We start from the raw sequence: 16,734 nt of genomic DNA, 5'->3' as shown, positions 1-16,734 counted from the left end.
TGGCTGAAGTCTCAAATCATCTGCGCGTTGTAGCAATTTTTAAGCATGCGGTATCTAAGCCTCTCTGGTGCGGCCGCATGAGCTAGGCTTCGCGAACACCTCATTTCTAGGATGGATCGCATGCCAAATAACTCAGCGTCTAATATCGCCACTGCTGACGCCCTGACGTTGCTACTGCACAACCAGCACGCACTGGCGGCGGCAATCGAAGAGGTTGCCATTTGGCTTGCAGCCAGTGGCGCGGCAGTGGTTGCAGATAACGCTATGATGGCTATGGAGACCTTAGACACAAATGCAAACGCGATCACAGATGCGATTATGCGGATACGGCAATCCTAATATCGTCTTTGCAGGCAGCAATCGGCCAGAAGCGGACGTCGGCAAGCGACCGCTACCGGCCAAAAGCGGACATTTGAGAGCGGCAGCTCCCAGCGAATCGCTGCCATTCATAAGCACTCGCTCTCCAGTCATCAGATACGAATCGAATAGCAAGCGATACGCTTCAGAACGGCTCTACGACAACAGTTTGCGACTGGAAGTCGCAGGACTCAGCAACAATGAGCCAGTATTCAACTCAGCATTGCCAGACGAAAATCCGGGATGGAAAGCAGCAGGTCTGGTGCACAGGAAAGGCCGCAACACCTGTATAAATAGCCATAAAACATATGCTGGCAAATTGTCATCGTTGAGTAATATGATAAGAAAAATGGGTACTCATCTAGCAGGAAGCGAATAATGAAATTTTTCTTATCCCATAGCTCTTCCGATAAACATATAGTAGAGAAAATTTACGCTCAACTAGGCGCTGCCATATGTCATTATGATGTTGCGACTTTTGACAATACTTCATTTTTGCCCGAACAAATTTATGAAGCGCTGAATGAAAGCACGCACTTCATTCTATTTGCGTCAAAAAAAGCCTTAGCATCGAATTGGGTTAAAGGAGAGTTGAAGACTGCGTTTGGGCTTTGGATGAAGTCGCAAATCCGACAAGCGATGGTTTTTCTAATTGATGATGGCGAGCGTTCAGAAGTCCCTGGATGGTTGCAAGATTACGTAATAATTGAGCACCCTTCCACTCAGCACATTGCTTGCAGAATATTGAGTGCATTTGATGAGTGGGAGAAATTGAACGGTAAAGAACCCCCTTTCTATAGATACTCCGAAGCTCTCGATCTTGAAAAGAAAGTTACGGTGACGCCAAACAATACTGCAACTACGATAATGATTTGCGGAACAGACGGGTATGGAAGAAAGCAACTGATAAATGAGCTTTATAGAAGACGCTTTTCTGGCGTGGCAAGAAGAAAGCTCCATATCTCCTTAGATGAGCACGACTCTGATGTAAACTTTTATCGCCACTTGATTGGAACGCTATCACTCCTCTCGCCGATCGAGTTGTCCAAACGTACCGCCGACTTCATAGCTTTAAACAAGAGCGAACGTGACGAATTAATTTCCTCAACCATTATTGAGGCAACCGACGCGGGACAGTTGTTATTTTTAGATGTTGGCGTTTCTGGCTTAGATGATAGTGGAAAAATTTCGAGCTGGCTTGAAGGGGTTATTTCAGCTCTGCCGAGCTGTTCCTACCCACGTCTCATATTAATTTCAGCTCGCAAGCCCGTTTTTATACCACCTCAGTTGACTAGTAAGATGCACCTTCAGAAGCTCGACCCCCTGCCTCATGAAGAGTCTAAGCTATTATTTTCTTGGTGGTTGAATTCGTTAAATGTTCAAGATAGCAGTGATGTATCAGACAACTTTATTGAGTACGTCGAGGGAAGACCGAAATCTATAGAAATGGCTGCGCGTACATTAGCGACAGTCGAGCCAAGCCAGCTTTTACGCCAAAAAATAAATATTGCTCAAGACCTTCAAACTCAAGCGTCAGTGCTACTGAAAGACTTTGCGGACAATCATATTGCAAATATAGCAATGGCTTTAGTTGCGTACAGTGGGCATATTTCAGAAGTCGATCTCACGGAAGCCTTAAAAAGGATTCCAGCTGAGACCGAAGCCGGGATTACTCGAGCTTTGACTTTGCTCATCTCTTACGGCTTTTTGATTCAGGACTCAATATCCATTCGGCTACCCGGTTACCTTAATAGAGTGGCAAGGGACATACTGAACAGCCCGGCTTATGCAGAAGTTGTCAAGCTCGCAATCGAATATCTGATAAGCGCCAATAGCGATATAGATCTAAACGAGAAAACCAGCGTCTCTACTATAGAGGATTTCTGTATTGCAAAACTTCGAAGCGGGCAGCATTCAATTATTGGTATTGAAAGCTTAATCCTTCCATCCCAATGCTTCAGGCTTGCCAAGAAATACTACGACGATCAAGACTATGAAAAGTCATTTCAACTATGTGAAATAGCGTATAGAAACAGATTAGCATTGACGGATGATTCCGCGCTCGAAGTTCTTAGATTTAAAGGGCTATCTGCGGCGAGAATAAACAAGCAGGCCGAGCTAGCCGACGTTCTCAGTTCGTTTTCACATCATCAAAACTCCGTAAAGGCGAGACGTCTACATGCCTTCATAAAGGGTTTCAACCTACGCCTATCAGGGAGGTTTGACGACGCACTGAAGGAACTCACGATCTCGTACAACTCTAAAGGTGAAGGTGATATTCACATCCTCAGAGAGTTAAGTTTCCTACATTTTTCGTCGGGCGATATCGATACGGCAGAAAAATTCATAAGAACAGCCCATAGCAGTACAGATAACAATATGTACATCATCCAGATGCTGATCAGGGTACTATTAGCTCGCGGAAAAACACATGCGATTTTTGATGAAGATTATATATTCAAACTAATTAAAGAGCTTGAAAGCTCACAGCGCCGCTCTCGTTCATGGGTATCGTCCATGGTCAAAGCTGAGTTTTATTTCACTATTGATGACATTGCCGCTGCAGAAGCGATCATCGATGGGATACCGGAAAGCAGCGCTGTCAAAATCCTTAAATCAAAAATACAGATCAAGGAGGGTAAATACAATCCGGCTCGCGAACAGCTAGCAAGATTGAAAGCTACAATAATGTCAAGTCATGAAGGCCAGAGGCAAACTTCGCTTCCAGAAGTTTGTGATTGTTTGGTTAAAGCATCCACATCTATCTCGTTGGCAGATGGGCTGCAAGAGTTAGACAGAAATATCCGCTTCCTTCCAGAAAAAACTGCACAGTACTGGAGAGATTTTTTCATACAGGAACTCGCTTACTCGCAAGTAAGTGCTACCTCGGCTCAACGCAGGCTGCTTGGGCTGTCTTAGATAACTCAATTGTGAAAATGGTCGCTTGCGAATATCCGAAAGCAGTCACTCAGAAACGACTGCTTTCGGCCGACAGCGGTCACTCCAGAACGTCCGCTTTTGGCCGGTAGTGGGCGCCTGTCAGCGTCCGCTTCTGGCCGGTTAGCGACGGTCAAGGCTCGACCGTCGCTATGCATTTTCAAACCTCGGTCTGTTCCGCCATCTCTAGGGCGTCGTCGACTTCAATTCCCAGATATCTAACGGTGCTCTCCAGCTTCGTATGGCCAAGCAGCAGTTGAACCGCTCGCAGATTCTTCGTCCTGCGATAGATCAGCGATGCCTTCGTACGCCTCATTGTGTGAGTGCCATACATTGCTGGATCAAGGTCAACTGCTTCCACCCAGCCTTTGACGATACGTGCGTATTGACGTGTTGATAGATGGTCTGAGGTACGCAGCTGACTCGGAAAAAGGCAGTCCTCGCTCCGGAGTTGGGCCTGGTGTATCCAGGCCGCAATAGCAAACCGTGTTTGTTCGGTGATCTCGAATTGCACTGGCCGTAGCGTTTTCTGCTGCATCACCATGGCGCGTGGTGATACGTGCTCGCCATGGGCGACGTCGCGCACACGAAGCTTGGTTAAGTCGCAGGCCCGAAGCTTGCTGTCGATGGCCAGATCGAAGAGCGCAAGATCACGGGTTCGTTCTGCAATTTGAAGCCTTACCCGGATGGCCCAGATATCTCTCAGTCTGAGTGGAGCTTTCTGCCCGACCAGTTTTCCTTTGTTCCAAGGCTGGCGGCTGCAGGTAGCGAAGGTGTTCATGACGAGTCCTCCACGTGTCGAAGGACAAGGATGGCTAACCAGAGAACGGGTCGCTAACCGGCCAAAAACGGACGTTCGCAGGTGGTCGCTAACGGCCAGAAGCGGACATTCGCATGCGACCGCATAGGGCCAGAAACAGCATGTGACGACTGTAAAACGTGGAAACTCTGTGACTGCTGTTGACTGAAATGAAAAAGCCCGCCTAGGCGGGCTCCCGCAGTGAGGCAAAATCTAAGATAAATTGTGGTGATCATCAGCACGGCACAAGTCTATTCGAGAGAAAGTAGCTTTCTAATTTCGGCAATAATCGCGTCAATACTGAATGGCTTTGGCAGCACCGCGTCAAACAGATCCGATCTCCGCATGCCTATGTGCGCCTGAGCGCCACTAATCAAAATAATCGGCAAATCCTGACAGGAAGGAAGGACTCGGACGGCTGTCGCGAACTCCAAGCCATCCATTACCGGCATCATAAAGTCGGTGATGATCAAATCTGGACGTTCTCTATCAAGTACCTCGAGCCCCTTTTGGCCATTGCTGGCCGTCACCACCATGAAGCCCTCATCCTCCAGCGCGAAACTGAGAATGTCAGCGATCAGATACTCGTCGTCGACGACCAGGATGGTGGTCATGTTAATTCAACCCGCACAAAGGCTTAAGATCTTGAACCGGGCGTTGACTCAGTGGGTACTGATGGTTCATGTCTTGAAGCCTTTTTCAGGAAAACGTCTTGATCACGGATGACGACCTCGAATCGCGAGGGGTCGTAAGAGCTGTCTCGTACTTTAAGAATGGAAAGCGTTCTGCTTAGTTCAGAGTGATTTTCAGCGAATCGCATCAACATCAGATTGTCGACGATGCTAGACAGGTCAGAGTTTGGTGCGCTGACCTCGGAACCAAATAAATCGCGCATTTCCCAGGATGCGAACACCGTAACGCCCCTGGATCGAAGCTCGTTCATCAGAGAACTGAAAAAATCAGTTATCCGCGCCGGATTTGTCGTAACGCGAGTCATGCCGCTAAGGCTATCGATGAACACACGCTTGATGCCCTTTTCTTCAACGAGACTCAGCAGTCGTGCGCCTAACCCATCCAATAGGCCTTCCGTAGTAGGCTGCCAAGCAATGCTCAGCGCTCCTCTGTCTTCCATTCCCTTGATATCGATACCCAGGGAAAGGCCTTTGAGCCGCAGCCGTTGTGGACTTTCGTAAAAGCCAAAATGTAGGCCCGGAGCTTCCACTGTCGACTCAGCCAGAAACTTGAGGCCAAGGGTCGTTTTCCCAATCCCGGAGGGGCCTATGACAAGAGTCACGCTGGAGCTGTGCAGACCGCCTCCCAAGATGTCGTCCAGTGATTTAATGCCACTGGCGATACGCGTCATATCCGCGCTGTCTGGAGAGGACGGATGGCTGTAAAGGCTTTCGAGTCGCGGATAAACCACAAGGCCATCTTCGGTGATTTCGCACTCGTGGAGGCCGGTCATTGCTGGACTGCCACGAGTTTTACGAAGCTGAATTCGACGCACTGAGCGAGTGCCATACAGCTCCTCACCCATCTCAATCACACCATCAACCATCGTGTGCTCAGGACTGCCATCGTCGAGCCGGGAACTGGTGAGAAATAGCACGGTGCAGCCAGCGAAAGCTGCATGCCCTTGTAACTCCGAGATGAACTTCTTGGTGTCGATGGGAGAATCGGCTTTCGAGCGTGCATTGAGCAAACCGTCCACAACCATAACTGTGGCTTTCTGACGGCTGATTTCGCGCCGAAGCAGTTTCACTACCTCATCCAGCCCTTCGTTTTCCAGAGTGTCAAACGCGCTGACAAATTGAATTTCGGCGCCGACCTTGGAAGAGTCGAAAAAGCTCAGGGTGGAAAGAAACTGAAACAGACGATCATGGGACTCAGCCAGCAGCGTGGCGACGAGAACCCGGCCTCCATTGTTCGCATGATGAAACCCAAGCTGGTTGGCGAGGATCGTTTTCCCAGACCCAGGGCGCCCTTGGATTATGTATGAAGCGCCTGCGACCAGACCTCCCTTGAGCAGAGCGTCGAGCCCTTCGATTCCACTTTGGAGGCGTTTTAGCTTTTCCACAATGCGACCCTGATCTGAAAAACAGGCTGTTTTAGCCGAGTGGCTCGAATGCTACCGCCATTCTTGTTTCGTAGCCATTCAGGGCGAGTTGAAATCTGGACCGGCAATGCCGCATTACGGTGGTATGAGTGGCTTAAGTGAGTCCGCTTCTGACCAGAAGCAGTCGTTCACAGGAGGTAGCTTTTGACCCCTAGCGGTCGCTTAAATTTAAAACCTCATTCGTCCATCGTAATGGACGGTAATTGGTATGCCGTGTCTGGATAAGCGCTCCGAAGTCAAAAAAAGGGTGTAGCATCAAAACCTGTCCATCGGAAACCATTTAGCCATGTCCGCGCTAAGCGAAGAGAGCCGCCAGATTGTAGCTTCTCTGGCGCACCGGATTGGCGCCAACGCTGACATCGCAGCGATCGCGCAAGCGATTGTTTCAACCTTGCAGGGTATGGACGCCGCCCTCACGCCCATCATTGGTCACCAAGGCGGGGCTGCGCTCTATCGGCGCAGTCTCCTCCTGTGCACCTCCCGGAATCCGCGCCTGGCCGGTATCTATGATCAGGCACAGGTTGCGTTCGATCTGACTGCTCTCAAGCAGGCGCTACTTGAACAAAGCGAAGACAATGCGTTGTTCTTCGGTGAAGTGATGTTGACCACCTTCTATGAATTACTCACCACTCTGATCGGGCCCTCGCTCACCGCAAGGCTGCTTCGCGACGTGTGGGAGCCTCCTTTGAGCGACCCCCCCTCGCAGGAAAAATCGCCATGAGCACCAAAGTGACTATCAACCGCCTGGCCACCGGCGTGCCAGGATTGGACGAGGTGCTGGGCGGTGGTTTGCCGGAGTTTTCGTTCAACCTGATTGCAGGCCCGCCCGGCTGCGGTAAGACCACCCTGGCCCATCAAATGATGTTTGCCTTGGCAACACCTGATCGCCCCGCATTGTTCTTCACAGTACTGGGCGAGCCACCGCTCAAAATGCTGCGCTACCAGCAGCAATTCGACTTTTTCGACACTGAAGCGTTTAACCGCTCGATCCGCTACATCAACCTGGCTGACGACACGCTGGCCGGAAATCTGGACGAAGTGTTACGCCGGATAGTCGACGAAGTAGAGATTCATTCACCGGCGCTGGTGTTTGTCGACTCGTTCCGTTCGGTGGTGCTGGCCAGCCAGACCCAAAACAACCCCAACAACAACCTGCCACAGTTCATTCAGCAACTGGGCATGCTGATGACCACCTGGCACGCGACGACTTTCCTGATTGGCGAGTACTTTACCGAAACTGAGACCAACCCGATTTTCACCGTGGCCGATGGCCTGATCTGGCTGCGTCAGAGTATTCAGCGCAACTCTATGGTGCGCAAGATGGAAATCATGAGGATGCGTGGCCAGCCGACCTTGCCGGGGTTGCACACCTTCCGCATCGCCTCCTCGGGCATCAAGGTCTTCGCGCCGGCCGCATTCAATCCTGTTGAAGCGCCACTGGAGTTTCCGCTTCAGCGTCTGAAAATGGGCGTGCCGCAGCTCGACGAAATGCTGGGGGGCGGTCTGCCTCGAGGTTACTCATTGCTGGTGGCCGGGCCGTCGGGATCGGGCAAAAGCATACTGGCAGCCACCTTCCTCGCCGAAGGCGCGCGCAATAGCGAAACCGGCGTGATTGCGGTGTTCGAACAACGGCCCAATCATTCGCAGAACGCGACCCTGGCAACGCTAATTCAGAGCGGCCAGGTCGGGCTGGTCGACAGCCGCGCCCCTGATTTGTCCATCGATGAAATCGTACACTTGTTGTTGGGCGAAATTACCCGATTGAACGCGACCCGCGTGGTCATCGACTCATTGTCGGGGTTCGAACTGGCACTGGCCCCAACCTTCCGCGAAGACTTCCGTGAATCCCTGTCGCGAATGGTCACGGCACTGACGAGCGTCGGCGTCAGCGTGCTTATGACCTCGGAGTTGGAAGATCGCTATACCGACCTGCGTTTCAGTCCTTACGGCACGGCATTTCTCACCGACGCCATCATCGTCCAGCGCTATATTGAAGTAGAGAGCCGTTTATTGCGCATCATGGCCGTCGTCAAAGTGCGTGCGAGTGCTCATTCCGATGAACTGCGTTTGTACCAGATTAACGATAACGGATTACAGATTGGCGAAATGCTGTCGGATCAGGAAGGCCTGCTCGGCGGACGACCTACCAGGCGCGTGGGCAAAGACGACGGGTGAACAAACCATCATGAATGAGGCCAATGGCAAGACCAAGCAGGCGCTAGCCACCGCCGCTAGAGAACTATTCCTGCTTGGCCAGAAAACTGTCGAGGCCCGCGCGGTGCTTGCGGCGCTTCAGAAGGAACTAAACGACGCCAACACACAGCTTGCCGATAACCTGCAGCTCGAACAACTGATCGAGGCCAATCAACAATTGGTCCTGGCGATCCTTTTGGCGCAGTCCGATGCAGAAAAACCAGAGCGCACACAGCAAGAGCAGCGGCTGTACTTGGAAATGCGCGAAGCCAACGAGCAATTGGTGATCGCAGCGCTCAGCGCACAACACCTGCAGGCGTCTGCCGAACTCGCGCTGGAACAGCAACGCAAAGTCCTGACAATTGTAGCCCACGAGCTGCGCAATCCATTGACGCCCATCAGCATGATAGCCGGTCGTCTGGTACGCGTGCCCAGTGAGGAACTGCCGCGCATGCAGAAGCTGATCGAAGGTCAGGTGAAGCATATGTCCCGTTTGGTGGAGGATTTGCTCGACATCGCCCGTGCCAGCACTGGCAAGTTTCACCTCGATTGTAGCAATGTCGATATGACTCAGATCATCAATGACGCTATAGACATCTGCACACCCGTCATGATCGCTCACCAGTTGCAATTTAACGCGGTACTGCCTGAACGCGCATTGATGGTGAAGGGTGACCCTATGCGCTTGACTCAAATTCTTGGCAACTTGCTGGGCAATGCTGCCAAGTACACCCCTGCGGGCGGTACCGTCAGCCTTTCGGTGACCGTCGAGGACGGAGTGATGAAGATAAACATCCGCGATACCGGCATTGGGATTACTGCCAAGGCATTGCCGTTCATCTTTGAACCTTTTGTGCAGGACGTCCATGCGGTGGGCTTTAACGGGGCGGGCCTGGGCATTGGTCTGACAGTGGTACGAGAGTTGGTCGAAGCTCACGGTGGCACAGTTACCGGCCGCAGTGCTGGAGATGGCAACGGGAGCGAGTTTGTGGTGACATTAACGTTGCTCAACTATTAATCTCTTAACACCATCTGGAGGTTCAGCATGTGGAGACTAAATCTCGACAGATGTATGCAAATGTACGCCTATGGTTGCAGAGCAAGGGCTGTTGCGAAAACCTACTGGGAATCGCTCATTGGGAAAGTGAGGCCAGTTGTATGAGAACCTGATTGATCCGCCATTTGAGCCTTACAATTTTTCCATGAAAGATAACCTTTTCGTCGTTTTACACGTATTTCTATGTGTTATATGGGCTGCGACATTTATCTCGGTGCTCTATTGGATCAGTTAGTAACACTCTGATCGAAACCAGCTAACTCGCTCAGTTGAATCTCCCCAACTATAAATGACTGCTTTTGGCCGATCACTGCCCTTGGCGAGGGGCAGAATACGGCCAAAATGAAGCCTACTAGCAGCAAATGATTCTGCCTCCTGACTCTCTACTAAGGCTTAGTCACCGAGCTGCCATTCAAGTACCGGCAGCTGCCGGAGCTCGCCACACACTGGGCGCGGTACATTGCGTAGATGTCGAGCGCCGAGCCGCTCGTAGAACGCTTGGGCCCAAGGATCGGACTCCACCACCAAGGTTCTTGCGCCCAGCCCGCGTGCCACAATCAGGGCATGCTCTACCAGGCGCCGTCCGTGGCCGCTCTTCATGATCGACGGGGCGACCCAGCAATGCTCCAATTGCCATCCGTCTTCGTCTTGCTCTAATCCGTAGAACCCCAGTAGCGAGCCATCGGCCTCGACCAGCACCGCATAACGGCCGGCCAATTGTGCCGGGGTTAATGTCAGCGCGGCTTCCCACTCCTTCATCCAAGCCTCGGGATAACCCCAGTGGGCCTTGCTGCGCTGAGCGAGGACGCTGAGCGCAGACGCATCCGCCTCTCGGGATGGTCGCAGGATCGGCGTATCGTCCGCCAACAATTTTCGCGCCGCTGGGTCAGTGGCCAGCAGGCTGTACTGGTGCAGGCTAAGGAAGCGCTCGTCCTTGTACTCCAATTCCCTCAGCGTTCCCTCAAAGATGAAGCCGAGCCGCTCTAGCAGGCGGGCGCTGGCGAGATTCTCCGGCTCAACATCGGCATGGATACGGTGTACGCAGAGGGTGCCCAAAGCGAAGCGGATAATCACGGGCAAGCAGATCTGCATCAGACCTCGCCCCCAGTGCTCCGGCATCAGCCAGTAACCGATATCCAGGCTGCGATCAGCGTGAGACCAATCATTGAAGCCACAGGCGCCCACCAACTCGTCCCGCCCCGGCAGAGCGATGCCCCACCAAATCCCCTCGCGCCGTTCCAGCAACTCGTCGTACCAGCGCATCTGCTCATCTGTCGCTTCGAGGCTCTGGTAGGAGACGCCGTAGTGGGCAATCACCTGGGGGTTAGAGAGCCCGGCGAAAATCGCATCGACATCACGACGATGAATTCGCCGCAACGTGCAGAGGGGCAAGAAAAACTCGGGAAAGTCGACAATAAGGTCCATCAATTTCAGATTCACAGCGGAGGTTAGTGCAAGAATACTCGCAACAAAGGGGCCTGGATCACAGGTACAGTTAGAGGAGGACTAGGCATAACAGAACATTAATCAGCAGACTGATTGGCTTCTGGCAGGCTGGCCTTGGCTCACGGCAGTAGTTTGTGAGCAGCAACATTCGGCCAGAAGCGGACATCATAGTTCGGATGGCTGTTCCTTGAAGATTTCAAAAGCAGGTCCATCGCCATTAACAGCCGAAGGGAAAGATGAGCAACGAATTCAGTTACGTCTGGTTATTGCCGCTGCTTGAAAAGCCTTTCGAAGCGGCGGCAGTCGATTTGCCTAACTCAGTAAAATCTTGCAGAAAAAGCACACGCTGCCTGCCCAGATATCGCTGCAACAGTTGGTGCTCACAGCACTGGCTTCACATTCCGAGTACTGGGCAGGATTAGCGCTGCAATGGTTAGAAGATGGCTTTCCTTTGGATTTCGAGCTGACCGAAATGTTGGCTTTTTGCGCCGAGAAGAAAACCCTACCTCAATCTCACCGCCACAGAGAACGCAGACTTGCCTATGCAAAGTAAACGACAGCTTTGGGTCGAAAAGGGCAGCTCGCTAGTGGCCGCTATTGGCCGGTAGCGGTCGCTTGTGAGGGGCCGCTAACGGCCATAAGAAGACGGCTCACCAAGGAATGCTTTGTGCCGCTCTTTGCCGATCACGGCGAGCGCAAGTTGGGCGCTGCTGCCCTTAACAAGCAAGGCGCCTGCCGCTCAGACAAAATTACACCGTGATGTTTTCTTCAGGGGGGGCAGTGGGTTCTCACGGTCAATGAAATCAGTGGCTTAGTGCCTAGGAAAACCCAGAGTTTCATTCTAATTCACAGTTATTGGTACAGAATTCGGTACGGGATTCACATCCCATAAATGCGCTTAATGCGAGTATGGCAATGGAAATGCTGGACACAAACACGCGAGCGCTAACAGATGTAATACTGCGACTACGGCATTCATAGGGACTCGCCTGACTCCGCAATCGGTTGGACGCGAAGAACTCTTTCCAAGCCAGTCACGCTAGCTCTTGTCGAGCCAACGTGTTTTTTTGGCAGATTCTGTTTGAGGCGTTCGATGCTTCATTTCATTGATTGCCTAAGCTATTTCTTTTCAGTCAAATAAAATCTATGGTTTGGATCGATAAATACCACATAGAAAGTATTTACGTCAAAAGGGGTTCCATCCTTAGCAAGGGGCGCTCCAGCCACTTCTCCTGGAATAGTAAATCCTATAAGGCGTGAAAGATTTTCCATTCTAAAACGTCCCCACCTTACATCAGTAGGTACAAATTTTGGATGAGTGAAGTCGCTTTTTTCAGGAAATGAATCATAATCGGCGAGCACTCTCAAACCTCGAACGCCCCCGCATCGCTCATTTCTCCAGTAGTTCAAGCTACTTTTTGAGTAGCAACGTAATTTTTCAAGAATAGACGCGAGGTCTGCTGCTGAGAGATCTGCAAAGCTAGCGCCGTGAAGTTGTGTGTCGTCATAGTATGAAAAATTGAATCGACAACGCTCTCTTATATCTCCGGTTGCCAATTTTATTTCTATGAAGCTTTCTAAGAAGCTAACTCTCCTAGGATTAGAACCATGACGACTCATAGTCTTGGAACCCCGCCTATCTTGCCGCCTCTGTACAGCGATGAAATCGATCTGTCATTACGGATGATGTCACTAGGAATTTCATCCAAGCGATAGCAGAAGCTTTCACTTTCAGTTTTTCCTACTAACACCGTTCTGTATTTTCCCAGATGGTCAATTATCTCTAAGTTGTGCGAGGTGAAGATGAATTGAGCGGAATGCGGATTTGTTTCAGGGTTTAGAAAAAGATCAACAATCATAGGCAGCAAATCAGGATGGAGATTCATATCAAACTCATCCATGATTAAGGTTCCTCCCCAGTGAAGCACAGACCAGTATGTCTGAAGCCTCCTGTAGAGTGCAGTTGTTCCATGTGATTCCGTAAAGTAAGTCAGCGCTCTTGGATGTTGCCCTCCACCTGTATGATAAAACATTGGATAATGCTCGAGCTCACCTCGCTCATTCGTAAGTTCGAAAAGCCTTATGTCTGATATTCCCATGTCGCAACGAATAATAATGTCTCTCGTGAATTCGAGTGCGCGCGGGACATTGTGGTAGTACTCATTGACATCTTTGTAAGAAAAGAATTTCTTGTCATCCAAAACTGTTAGGGCTGACACATTTCCTTGAAACTTACTAAAGAAGCTGCGAACATTTGATAAGTCAGAATTTTCCAGCTTTAGATTGTAGTTATTAAAAGAATCAATCAGTGAAGAATTATTTTTCAGAACGATGAGTTCGAGATCTTCGAGGCCAGATATTTTATATATCAGTTCATTTTTTTTACGCTCAAACACCCTGGTTTTTCGAGATACTTTTTTATATAGAGCTTCACGTATTACTTCATCTTTCGTTAAAGAGCACTCATATATGTAACGGATATTGCTGACTTCAAAGTCCACATAAAAATCGCAGGGCTTGTCGCTTCCGAAAAAAGGTTCAACGTAATTATTTGTTTCCTCCCCTCGCGCGAACGTTCTAGTGCAGAATGAGTTCATGAACTCTAAAGCCCTCAGAATGCTAGTCTTTCCTGAAGCATTAGCTCCTTTCACCCCCATAACGGTGGCGACTTTCCGCCCTTGGGTGACACTTTTGGGGACTTTAGAGTTGAGTTCAAACGAAACGTCGAACCCGTCCTTGAAAGAAAAGTAATTATTTGCACCAAAAGAGTGAATCATGAATTTCAGACCTTAAATACATAACGCGTCAAAAATGACGCGTTTCTAGGATAGGCTACGATACCCCCGAACGCTAGCACTAGTTTTCTATGTATGAATCGTAAGGCGGTTTGTGGATGGAACGCCGTTTATGTTCAATCGGCCCCCACACCAATCCCCGGTGTGGGGGCCTTTTGTGGGGCCAGGGAATCCACCACCGCCGGGACTGGTCTACCGACCCGTAGCAGCCTGGAAAATACCCAGGACTATCTCACGAGAACAGGATTTGGGTTTATGTCTTAAGCCTACGAGGGCTTGGCGACCGTCGGGGTTTTGGCCCTTTACCGAGGCCAGCCAGCGAACAAGCTGACCACCCTGAAGCTGAATATCCGAGTTTGCAACGTCAATCCGAAGCACTTTCGCATTGAATTCGACCCCTACCTGCAAGGCCCGAAGGAAGCCAATGCCGTGCAGGTGGTGCTGCCCGGCGGACTGCTGCAGGGGCTGATCGACGACGGCAGCAATCAACCCGACGGCGGCTGGCTGCTGATCGACGTTGAACAGTGCGAACGACCGTCCGAACCGCCGGCGAACCTCAATGGCTGGAAATGGGAGTGAGCATGAATGAGACATTATCCGGACTGAACTTGCCGGGCGCCATTCGCGCCCAAGCGTCCAAGTTACTGGCCGCTATCAATAACGCGAGCGGTCTAGGCGAACTGCTGCGCGACACGGGACGCGCCGAAGGGTTTGTCCTCGGCATCAGACCTTAAACGCGCTGAGCACGGCCGACGTCGAACACCTCTCTATCGTACTAGAAACGGCCGCTCACAACCGTTATATGGAGCTGGGCGGATGATCGGCGAGGCGATCCATGAAGACGTCCTGCGTGCCTTGGTTGGGCAGAACGCGGTGCGCGAATGCCTGGTGGCCAGGATCAATGGCGGCCCTGACTGGGGCATGTCGATTCGCCTGGGCAGCAGCGGTGCCCGCTGGGTGCCGGTGCGCTCGCGCCGTGAGACGCTGCGCACCTAGGCGAGCCTGACGGCGGTCGGGCGTTTTGCCGACAGCGTGGGCCTGCGCGGATTCGGTGTGGAGCTGTGACCGGTTCTAACTCAGCTATTGGCGAAGCGTCGTCGGTGAGCGACAGCCAAAAGCGGACACTCAAGGGGCGTCCAGCATGTTCTCCAACGAATTGTCTTTTCCCTTATCTATTCAAATGCTTCCAACGGCAAAGACCGTCTAAGGTTAGCTGAATAGCTGAATAGCTTGCCTGACGCAAACCGTTTTCTGAGGGAACGCTATGACTTATAGGCCTTCTTGCTCTAGTATTCGACACGCCTGTAAATTTGAAAGATTTTTCAAAAAAAAGCCCTCCACTCCAATATCCAGTCAATGAGTAAAAAAATGCATCTACCCACTGAACTTCAAAACTCAGTCATATTGTTTGTCACATCCAACAGTATCGAAAGAGACGCATTGATTTCAGCATTGGAAGACTGCGGGGCAAAGATGAAGCGTAGGGCTATTGACCTTCTGCCACGTTTGAGGGTTGGAGTCTTGGCGGGGTATCCGGTTTGCTTATTAAGTGCCGAGCGCGGCAGTCATGGGAAAGCGTCTGTTGGGATGCTACTGCCCGACGTCTTACAAACATTGAAACCACAACTCGTTGTGCTTTGTGGTTTCTGCTATTCGAATCCTGCTAAGGGGGATTTGCATGATGTTATCGTATCGAACAAGATTGTTTCCCTTGTAGATTTTATCGCGAAAGACGGAGCTCTGGCCCTACGCTCACAACCAATTTTGGAGTCGCTCATAAGTGATGAAGAATTGGACACACTTATTAATTCCAGTTCATATGCTTTCGCCAAAGAAATAAAGCAGCGAAATCTAAGTTCCAAGTTCATCACTGGGAATGTATATAGCGGTGAAATTTTTTCCGAAGATGTCGGCTTCTCAAATGGATTATTTAAGGATGATGAAAATGCCGTTGGCGGAGACATGGAGGGGCAGCCCGTGGCGGCACAGTGCGGTCAACGAAATATTCCTTGGATGTTCGTCAAGTCACCTAGTGACAATGGCGGGGGTACTCGGGGCACCAGAAATGCACAGGGTTATTCTGCGAGCGTAGCCGCGATCGCTTCCTGTAAATTAGTACAAGAGTTTATAAATTTAAAAAAACTATCCGTGTCGAGCGAACTACTCGAAGCTGTAGGCAACAGTGGGTCTGAACCAACACTTGATTTATTCGATGAAACCACTGTACACGAGCTTAGGGGAAACCGGTCGTATGCTGCGAAGATTGGAGAATTTGTCAATAAGTGCTCATTAGGAGCTAAGTACGACGAGAATTTTAAATCACATCTATCTGCAGTACTCAAGGAGATGGCGGAAAACTCTGTTAAGCATGGGAGATCCTCGCGCGTCCAGCTTCGTGGCGGGGTGCTCGAGATCGCGCTGGACAGCGATGGAACCTTATTTAACCCTCTAGAAGAGTTCCCTAAAATGAGGGCGAGTGGAGGAGGACAAAGAGAGCTTGCATCCTTCATCAAAGAATATGGCCCATCTGGAAAATCACTCATAGAGTTAAGTTGGCAAGCGGAGCAAAATACGCAGTCACTGGTCATAAAATTTATAGAAGAAACCGGAGATCTACGTAGAAGCTATTTTTGCACCTTACTACTCACGCAGCAGGATCTGCGCAACTATGCATTTGAGCTTGAACCTCTTGTTGATTTGTCGAGCTGTCGCGACGTATGGATTGACGCTGAAAATGTGTACATGAGTGGATCGGATGGCATGCTGCTTTCGAATCTCTGCGATAAGATCCCTAAAACGGTCGAGCGAATTCTTATTCGCGGAGTTCCAGCGCGACTTAAAGAAGAACTCCAATTGCACTTCAAGTTTGACAGCAGGGTGCTTTTTACATAAGAGGTAATATGTATCGAGTGCACTACATTTAAATATGTGGGCGGCAGTCGAATGCGCCTGGTTACTCGAACCCTTGTAAATAGTTAAATTCGTGTTTCAGCATCGCTATGGAGTTTACAGCTGTAATGTCACCACAATTCGT

At 50.6% G+C, this 16,734-nt stretch carries 15 protein-coding genes; 9 read left to right on the top strand and 6 right to left on the bottom strand.

What is annotated here, in order from left to right; genetic code table 11:
- Window positions 1-120: 120 nt before the first annotated feature.
- Together L6D82_RS28025 and L6D82_RS28020 are read left to right on the top strand one after the other, a co-directional pair.
- On the top strand, window positions 121-339 hold the full coding sequence (locus tag L6D82_RS28025; protein WP_236192104.1) for a hypothetical protein: 219 nt from the start codon (window positions 121-123) through the stop codon (window positions 337-339).
- Between the two features lie 396 nt (window positions 340-735).
- On the top strand, window positions 736-3,276 hold the full coding sequence (locus L6D82_RS28020; RefSeq protein ID WP_236192103.1) for a toll/interleukin-1 receptor domain-containing protein: 2,541 nt from the start codon (window positions 736-738) through the stop codon (window positions 3,274-3,276).
- 178 nt (window positions 3,277-3,454) lie between these two features.
- On the opposite strand, the gene L6D82_RS28015 is transcribed toward L6D82_RS28020, so the two are convergent.
- The 3 genes from L6D82_RS28015 to L6D82_RS28005 all read right to left on the bottom strand — a co-directional run bounded on the left by L6D82_RS28015 (window position 3,455) and on the right by L6D82_RS28005 (window position 6,173).
- Window positions 3,455-4,075, bottom strand: a complete 621-nt coding sequence (locus tag L6D82_RS28015; RefSeq protein ID WP_236192102.1) for a tyrosine-type recombinase/integrase — start codon at window positions 4,073-4,075, stop codon at window positions 3,455-3,457.
- A 269-nt stretch (window positions 4,076-4,344) separates the two neighbouring features.
- Window positions 4,345-4,707 carry a response regulator gene (locus L6D82_RS28010; RefSeq protein WP_236192101.1) on the bottom strand — a complete coding sequence of 121 codons (363 nt, stop codon included), beginning with the start codon at window positions 4,705-4,707 and terminating at the stop codon, window positions 4,345-4,347.
- Window positions 4,708-4,730: 23 nt separating this feature from the next.
- Complete coding sequence (locus tag L6D82_RS28005; RefSeq protein WP_236192105.1) at window positions 4,731-6,173, bottom strand: ATPase domain-containing protein; 1,443 nt, start codon at window positions 6,171-6,173, stop codon at window positions 4,731-4,733.
- 322 nt (window positions 6,174-6,495) lie between these two features.
- Here L6D82_RS28005 and L6D82_RS28000 point away from each other — a divergent pair, with 322 nt between their 5' ends.
- The 3 genes from L6D82_RS28000 to L6D82_RS27990 are packed head-to-tail and all read left to right on the top strand — an operon-like array spanning window position 6,496 to window position 9,420.
- On the top strand, window positions 6,496-6,930 hold the full coding sequence (locus L6D82_RS28000; RefSeq protein ID WP_236192100.1) for a hypothetical protein: 435 nt from the start codon (window positions 6,496-6,498) through the stop codon (window positions 6,928-6,930).
- The gene (locus L6D82_RS27995) at window positions 6,927-8,384 is read left to right on the top strand and encodes an ATPase domain-containing protein (protein ID WP_236192099.1); all 1,458 of its coding nucleotides are present in this window, start codon (window positions 6,927-6,929) and stop codon (window positions 8,382-8,384) included. The genes L6D82_RS28000 and L6D82_RS27995 overlap by 4 nt, the downstream gene beginning before the upstream one ends.
- A gap of 10 nt (window positions 8,385-8,394) precedes the next feature.
- Window positions 8,395-9,420: a sensor histidine kinase gene (locus L6D82_RS27990; RefSeq protein WP_236192098.1), complete on the top strand. Its 1,026-nt coding sequence runs from the start codon at window positions 8,395-8,397 to the stop codon at window positions 9,418-9,420.
- A gap of 432 nt (window positions 9,421-9,852) precedes the next feature.
- Here the strand turns inward: L6D82_RS27990 and L6D82_RS27985 are convergent, their stop codons facing one another.
- From L6D82_RS27985 to L6D82_RS27975, 3 genes are all read right to left on the bottom strand, one after another.
- Window positions 9,853-10,884 (bottom strand): GNAT family N-acetyltransferase, encoded by a 1,032-nt coding sequence (locus tag L6D82_RS27985; RefSeq protein ID WP_236192097.1) that lies wholly within the window; start codon window positions 10,882-10,884, stop codon window positions 9,853-9,855.
- A 1,140-nt stretch (window positions 10,885-12,024) separates the two neighbouring features.
- Complete coding sequence (locus L6D82_RS27980; RefSeq protein ID WP_236192096.1) at window positions 12,025-12,525, bottom strand: hypothetical protein; 501 nt, start codon at window positions 12,523-12,525, stop codon at window positions 12,025-12,027.
- Complete coding sequence (locus tag L6D82_RS27975; protein WP_236192095.1) at window positions 12,522-13,682, bottom strand: AAA family ATPase; 1,161 nt, start codon at window positions 13,680-13,682, stop codon at window positions 12,522-12,524. Before L6D82_RS27975 ends, L6D82_RS27980 begins: the two co-directional genes overlap by 4 nt.
- Before the next feature lie 312 nt (window positions 13,683-13,994).
- Between L6D82_RS27975 and L6D82_RS27970 the strand changes: the two genes are divergently transcribed.
- The 4 genes from L6D82_RS27970 (at window position 13,995) to L6D82_RS27955 (ending at window position 16,592) form a co-directional block, all read left to right on the top strand.
- On the top strand, window positions 13,995-14,279 hold the full coding sequence (locus L6D82_RS27970; RefSeq protein WP_236192094.1) for a hypothetical protein: 285 nt from the start codon (window positions 13,995-13,997) through the stop codon (window positions 14,277-14,279).
- A gap of 2 nt (window positions 14,280-14,281) precedes the next feature.
- Window positions 14,282-14,434, top strand: a complete 153-nt coding sequence (locus tag L6D82_RS27965) for a hypothetical protein (RefSeq protein ID WP_236192093.1) — start codon at window positions 14,282-14,284, stop codon at window positions 14,432-14,434.
- Between the two features lie 82 nt (window positions 14,435-14,516).
- Complete coding sequence (locus tag L6D82_RS27960; RefSeq protein ID WP_373870922.1) at window positions 14,517-14,696, top strand: hypothetical protein; 180 nt, start codon at window positions 14,517-14,519, stop codon at window positions 14,694-14,696.
- 372 nt (window positions 14,697-15,068) lie between these two features.
- Window positions 15,069-16,592, top strand: a complete 1,524-nt coding sequence (locus L6D82_RS27955) for a 5'-methylthioadenosine/S-adenosylhomocysteine nucleosidase family protein (RefSeq protein ID WP_236192092.1) — start codon at window positions 15,069-15,071, stop codon at window positions 16,590-16,592.
- Window positions 16,593-16,734: the final 142 nt, after the last annotated feature.

It is taken from the genome of Pseudomonas paraglycinae (assembly GCF_021601625.1).
Lineage (GTDB): Bacteria > Pseudomonadota > Gammaproteobacteria > Pseudomonadales > Pseudomonadaceae > Aquipseudomonas > Aquipseudomonas paraglycinae.
Note: the sequence above shows the minus strand (reverse complement) of the source record. Positions and strands in the feature narration are given on the sequence as shown.

Excerpts from the sequence above, each read along its gene's own strand:
- L6D82_RS27955 (WP_236192092.1), top strand. The coding sequence starts at position 15,069 with ATGCATCTACCCACTGAACTTCAAAACTCAGTCATATTGTTTGTCACA.
- L6D82_RS27975 (WP_236192095.1), bottom strand. The coding sequence starts at position 13,682 with ATGATTCACTCTTTTGGTGCAAATAATTACTTTTCTTTCAAGGACGGG.
- L6D82_RS28010 (WP_236192101.1), bottom strand. The coding sequence starts at position 4,707 with ATGACCACCATCCTGGTCGTCGACGACGAGTATCTGATCGCTGACATT.
- L6D82_RS27980 (WP_236192096.1), bottom strand. The coding sequence starts at position 12,525 with ATGAGTCGTCATGGTTCTAATCCTAGGAGAGTTAGCTTCTTAGAAAGC.
- L6D82_RS27965 (WP_236192093.1), top strand. The coding sequence starts at position 14,282 with ATGAATGAGACATTATCCGGACTGAACTTGCCGGGCGCCATTCGCGCC.
- L6D82_RS28015 (WP_236192102.1), bottom strand. The coding sequence starts at position 4,075 with ATGAACACCTTCGCTACCTGCAGCCGCCAGCCTTGGAACAAAGGAAAA.
- L6D82_RS27960 (WP_373870922.1), top strand. The coding sequence starts at position 14,517 with ATGATCGGCGAGGCGATCCATGAAGACGTCCTGCGTGCCTTGGTTGGG.
- L6D82_RS27985 (WP_236192097.1), bottom strand. The coding sequence starts at position 10,884 with ATGGACCTTATTGTCGACTTTCCCGAGTTTTTCTTGCCCCTCTGCACG.
- L6D82_RS28000 (WP_236192100.1), top strand. The coding sequence starts at position 6,496 with ATGTCCGCGCTAAGCGAAGAGAGCCGCCAGATTGTAGCTTCTCTGGCG.
- L6D82_RS27995 (WP_236192099.1), top strand. The coding sequence starts at position 6,927 with ATGAGCACCAAAGTGACTATCAACCGCCTGGCCACCGGCGTGCCAGGA.
- L6D82_RS27990 (WP_236192098.1), top strand. The coding sequence starts at position 8,395 with ATGAATGAGGCCAATGGCAAGACCAAGCAGGCGCTAGCCACCGCCGCT.
- L6D82_RS28025 (WP_236192104.1), top strand. The coding sequence starts at position 121 with ATGCCAAATAACTCAGCGTCTAATATCGCCACTGCTGACGCCCTGACG.
- L6D82_RS28020 (WP_236192103.1), top strand. The coding sequence starts at position 736 with ATGAAATTTTTCTTATCCCATAGCTCTTCCGATAAACATATAGTAGAG.